This is a genomic window from Dokdonella sp. (assembly GCF_049593775.1).
Classification (GTDB): Bacteria; Pseudomonadota; Gammaproteobacteria; order Xanthomonadales; family Rhodanobacteraceae; genus Dokdonella.
Genome location: NZ_JBAWHJ010000399.1, coordinates 1 through 4643 on the forward strand (window position 1 = coordinate 1; position 4643 = coordinate 4643).

General features: G+C 61.3%; 6 protein-coding genes. 3 read left to right on the forward strand and 3 right to left on the reverse strand.

The genetic code is table 11. The features are described 5' to 3' along the window. The 3 genes from WBP53_RS13665 to imuA form a co-directional block, all read left to right on the forward strand. The coding region (locus WBP53_RS13665; protein ID WP_423929830.1) for an excalibur calcium-binding domain-containing protein at positions 1-83 on the forward strand (83 nt) is incomplete at its 5' end. A gap of 111 nt (positions 84-194) precedes the next feature. Then, complete coding sequence (gene lexA, locus WBP53_RS13670; RefSeq protein ID WP_423929821.1) at positions 195-806, forward strand: transcriptional repressor LexA; 612 nt, start codon at positions 195-197, stop codon at positions 804-806. 3 nt (positions 807-809) lie between these two features. After that, positions 810-1478 (forward strand): translesion DNA synthesis-associated protein ImuA, encoded by a 669-nt coding sequence (gene imuA, locus WBP53_RS13675; protein ID WP_423929823.1) that lies wholly within the window; start codon positions 810-812, stop codon positions 1476-1478. 16 nt (positions 1479-1494) lie between these two features. On the opposite strand, the gene WBP53_RS13680 is transcribed toward imuA, so the two are convergent. The 3 genes from WBP53_RS13680 to WBP53_RS13690 all read right to left on the reverse strand — a co-directional run. Next, the gene (locus WBP53_RS13680; RefSeq protein WP_423929825.1) at positions 1495-2235 is read right to left on the reverse strand and encodes a class I SAM-dependent methyltransferase; all 741 of its coding nucleotides are present in this window, start codon (positions 2233-2235) and stop codon (positions 1495-1497) included. 8 nt (positions 2236-2243) lie between these two features. Further along, positions 2244-3488, reverse strand: coding sequence for a flavodoxin-dependent (E)-4-hydroxy-3-methylbut-2-enyl-diphosphate synthase (ispG, locus tag WBP53_RS13685; RefSeq protein ID WP_423929826.1), 1245 nt, complete (start codon positions 3486-3488; stop codon positions 2244-2246). A gap of 58 nt (positions 3489-3546) precedes the next feature. Then, positions 3547-4643 (reverse strand): hypothetical protein (locus tag WBP53_RS13690; protein ID WP_423929828.1); only part of this gene is annotated, 1097 nt, incomplete at its 5' end.

Consider the following 4643-nt stretch of genomic DNA (forward strand, 5'->3'; position numbering starts at 1 on the left):
ACTTCCTTCGGCATTGTCCTGGCCCCAGGATGGATGGTGACAACGACGGTACTCCCTGCGAATCGCAATGGTGCGGCGACTGACACCAGCAAGTGATGCGGTGCTTTCATCAGCCGGGGCCGGAATAACGCGGGAATTGCGAACGATTGCTGCGCTGCTTGCAAGACCTGACGGATATACGTACATTAGTACGTATGGACGAATTCGAGCTCACCGACAACCAACGCCGGGTACTGGACTATATCCGCCAGCACATGGCCGAGCGCGGCAGTGCGCCGACGCTGCGCGAGATCGCTGACGCCTTGGGGTTTGCCCGGCACAGCTCGGCCCAGGACTACATCAAGGCTCTTGAACGCAAGGGCATGCTCGAACGCATTCCGCACCGCGGACTGCGCCTGAACCACCGCTCACGGACGCCGGCGGCGATGCTGCTCCCCCTCGTCGGCCGCGTGGCCGCCGGCAGTCCGATCCTGGCCACCGAAAATATCGAAGGCGAATTCGGCATCGATGCCAGCCTGTTCCGCCCGCGACCGGACTACTTCCTGCGCGTAGTCGGCCTGAGCATGCGTGATGCCGGCATCCTTGATGGCGACCTGGCTGCCATTCATCGCACCGAAACAGCCGATGACGGTCATATCGTGGTCGCCCGAGTCGATGACGAAGTCACTCTCAAGACACTTGAGCGCAAGCGCGGACGGATTCGCCTGCTTCCATCCAACCCTGACTTTGAGCCGATCGAAATCGATCCACAGCGTGATGCCTTCGCGATCGAAGGACGCTATGTCGGCATGATCCGGAGAACCTGAACAATGTCTGCCTTGCTTGCCGCGCCCTTTGCCCTCCCGGCTCCGTTACCGAAACCTTCCACACTCGGTGAGGTGTTGCGCCATCCCGGCATCTGGCGCGGTGGTGCCGAGCCGACATCTTCGATCCGCACCCAGGCCAGTGGAAACCCGTCGCTCGATGCCCTGTTGCCGGGTGCTGGCTGGCCTGTAGGCTGCCTCACCGAAATCCTCATCGAGAACGATGGCCTTGGCGAGCTTGAGCTGGTCATGCCGGCCCTGGCCGCACTGACCCGCTCGCGTCGCCGGGTGGCCATGATCGCCCCGCCTTACCTGCCCTATCCACCGGCACTGGCTGCAGCCGGTATCGATCTGGATCACTTTGTGCAGATCGACGCCGGAGCCACCGATTCACACTGGAGTGCCGAACAATGCCTGCGCGCTGGTTGCTGCGCAGCGGTGCTGCACTGGTTGCCGGATGCCAGCTACAAACAGTTGCGCCGCCTGCAGTTGGCAGCCGAAACCGGGAATGCGCTGGCTTTTCTGTTCCGCCCATTGCAGGCAGAACAGGAATCCAGCCCGGCGGCACTTCGTCTGAAGATCTCTCACTCAAAAACAGGGCCTTACATCGAAATCCTCAAATGCAAGGGCATGTTTGATGCTCGCCGGAATGCACGCTTGCAGCTACGCGCCTGATCCTTGCCCTGCGCCGCTATTTGCGCAGGACAACCATGCCGCCACGGCGATACTTGCCGATCAGCATGAGCCACCCCATGCCACCCCAACGAACCAGGTCGGATAGCCAGTCGGGAAGCCTGGCAAGACCAGGCATTTCGTACTGCACCATCGCCAGCATCTTCGGCATCTGGTAGACCCGTGCGTCACGAAACCCCGCGGCACGACCGAGCCGGATAACTTCGCGCGGAGGCATATCGCGCTCGGTCACGCCGAATGTATCGACCGCCACGCGCGAATGTTCGGCGGCGGCATGTCCAACGCCAGGTTCGAGCGTAACCAGCATGCCGCCCGGCTTCAGTGCGCGATAGACACTGGCGATGGCCGCCGAGGGATCCTCGGCGTGATGAAGCGCGTCATAGAATACTGCTATATCGAACTCTTCCGAGAACCCCATCGATTCATAGTCACTGACGCAGAAGTCGAGATTCTCGACCCCGGCTGCGGCACGATTCTTCTCCGCCAGTGCAATCATGTCCGGTGCGATGTCCTGTCCAGTCACATGAAAGCCGCGCCGCGCATAGAAAACGCTGGTCCAACCACTGCCGCAACCGAGGTCAAGCACGCGTGCTGGCGGCGGCGGCATCACCATGAGGAGACCGCCCATGTCGGCCAGCATGCGTCCGCAATACGGATCCGAGAACGGCTTTCCCAATGCATGTGCAGCGCCGACCTCGCCGATATTCGCCACGTATTCGATTTCACCTTGCTTGGCCAAGATCTTTCTCAGCCTCCACTTCGTGCGGCGTACTTGCGCGCAACATAGGTTTCAATGACGTCGATGAACTCAAGCGCGATGTTGTCACCGCGCAACGTCATCGCCTTCTGTCCATCGATGAACACCGGCGCTGCCGGCGACTCTCCGGTACCAGGCAGCGAAATGCCGATATCTGCATGCTTGGATTCGCCGGGTCCATTGACGATGCAACCCATCACCGCCAGCGTCATGTTTTCGACACCATCGTATTTGATGCGCCATTCCGGCATTTTCTCGCGCACGTGCGACTGCACAGACTGCGCCAACTCCTGGAACAAGGTGCTGGTCGTCCTGCCGCATCCGGGGCACGCGGTGACCAGCGGCGTGAATGCTCGCAAGCCCATGGTCTGCAACAGCTCCTGGGCAACAATGACCTCGCGGGTCCGCGACTCGCCAGGCTCGGGTGTCAGGGAAATCCGGATCGTGTCGCCAATGCCTTCCTGCAACAACACGCCCAGTGCCGCAGTCGATGCAACGATGCCCTTCGAACCCATTCCCGCCTCAGTCAAGCCGAGGTGCAGGGCGTAGTCGCATCGTGCAGCCAGATCGCGATACACCGAGATCAATTCCTGCACACCGGAGACCTTGCATGAAAGGATGATCTGCTCGCGCGACATACCCAGCTCCTCGGCACGTGCAGCGGAATCAAGCGCAGATCGAATCAGGGCCTCACGGGCGACGTGAGCGGCACTCCAGGGCTCCGGACGAGTATGGTTTTCGTCCATCAAGGTCGCCACCATGGTCTGGTCAAGCGAGCCCCAGTTGGCACCAATGCGAACCGGCTTCGCGAAGCGCAAGGCCGTATCGATGATGGCCGAAAACTGCGAATCCTTCTTGCGCCCGAAACCGACGTTGCCCGGATTGATCCGGTACTTGGCCAGCGCCTCGGCAGCGGCAGGTTCATCCGCTAGCAGCTGGTGACCGTTGTAGTGAAAATCACCGATCAAGGGCACATCAGCGCCCATCATCGCCAAACGATCCCGTATCTTCGGAATGGCAGATGCCGACTCGGGGTTGTTCACGGTGACCCGCACGAACTCCGAGCCGCTGCGTGCCAATTCGGCTACCTGTCTTGCCGTACCAACAACGTCGGCGGTATCGGTATTGGTCATGGACTGGACAACCACGGGCTCGCGATTGCCTACGACGGTGCCGCCAACGCGCACAGCTACGCTGGCGCGACGCGGATGAGCGCTGTCTGTGGGACTCGTCATCTTGAAGGATTCAGGGCTTGGGGCGCGGGAAGTGCTGTGCGCAAAGTATGCAGGATACTCAATCCGTAGTGGACTCGGCCAATGAGCTTTCAGCAACCTGCTCGAGGCCTTCATCAGGAAGATCCAGCGGTGGCAGCGCGAAACGCAGGTAGGCGCCCGCCGATTCCATCAACCCTGCCCCGGCAACGGTGATGGTGCACGCGGAAGACGGCCAGCGATGCGGATCAATCGGCAGGGTCAACTGGATGGACTCCGGCTCACGCTCAAACAGGCCCGGGGTCAACAGTGAACTATAGATGGCCGACTCTTCAGAGCGCATGGGTGAAAGAAGGATGCCGCGCCTGTCGTTGAGCAGGTTGCCGGACTCGTCGAGCGCGTTGACCCCAATGGCCAGCGAGCGTCGCGCCAGCAGCCCGATTCCCGCATCGATACTGCCCTCGTCGTCGATGCGCATCCAGCGCACCACTCCAACCATCCAGTCCGGTTGCTGCGCGGAGCTCGCGTGCACTGAAAGACCGACCAGCTCGCCGACCTTGGTGCGTACCGCTTCGCCGTGGCTCCCGCGTTCCCAGGTGACGCGGTAGCCGCCAAAACTCTGATCGACGATGCGTACTGGAAGCGGCTGCGCACGCATCTGGTCGCTTGCGCCAGTCGCCCATGACGCCGCCGCATCCTGGTCGGACAACTGGATGGATGTCCCGCGCAGGCGACGAAGAAAACCATCAAAATCTTCGTTTCCGCAAAGGACGAAATGCAGGTCGTGCAGGCCGATCACGCTCTCCAGGGTATGCCCTGCGGACAACCTTGCGTGCCCGCGCGTCCCGTCCGACGTCCAGCCATCGACGAGTCGCTGGGCAAGATCAATATCCGCCTGGACTGAAGGTCCTCCGCGCATGCGAAACGTCATCAGTTGAAGACCGGGCGGCAAGTTCCCCACCTGCGCTTCTATGTGAGCCAGCAGCCCTCCCATCTTGAGCGCCAATACGCCATCGCTTGCCGATGTTCGTTCTTCGGGCAGGTAGCCCGGCCCGCGATCACAGTCGACATCTACGGGGTGCATGGCGTCACTGGCATCAGTCGCCTTGCCGAGCTCGCAAAACGGGGCGAACGTACACGTCAGCGCAATGACTTCCAGCAACTCTCGCTGGGTGTATC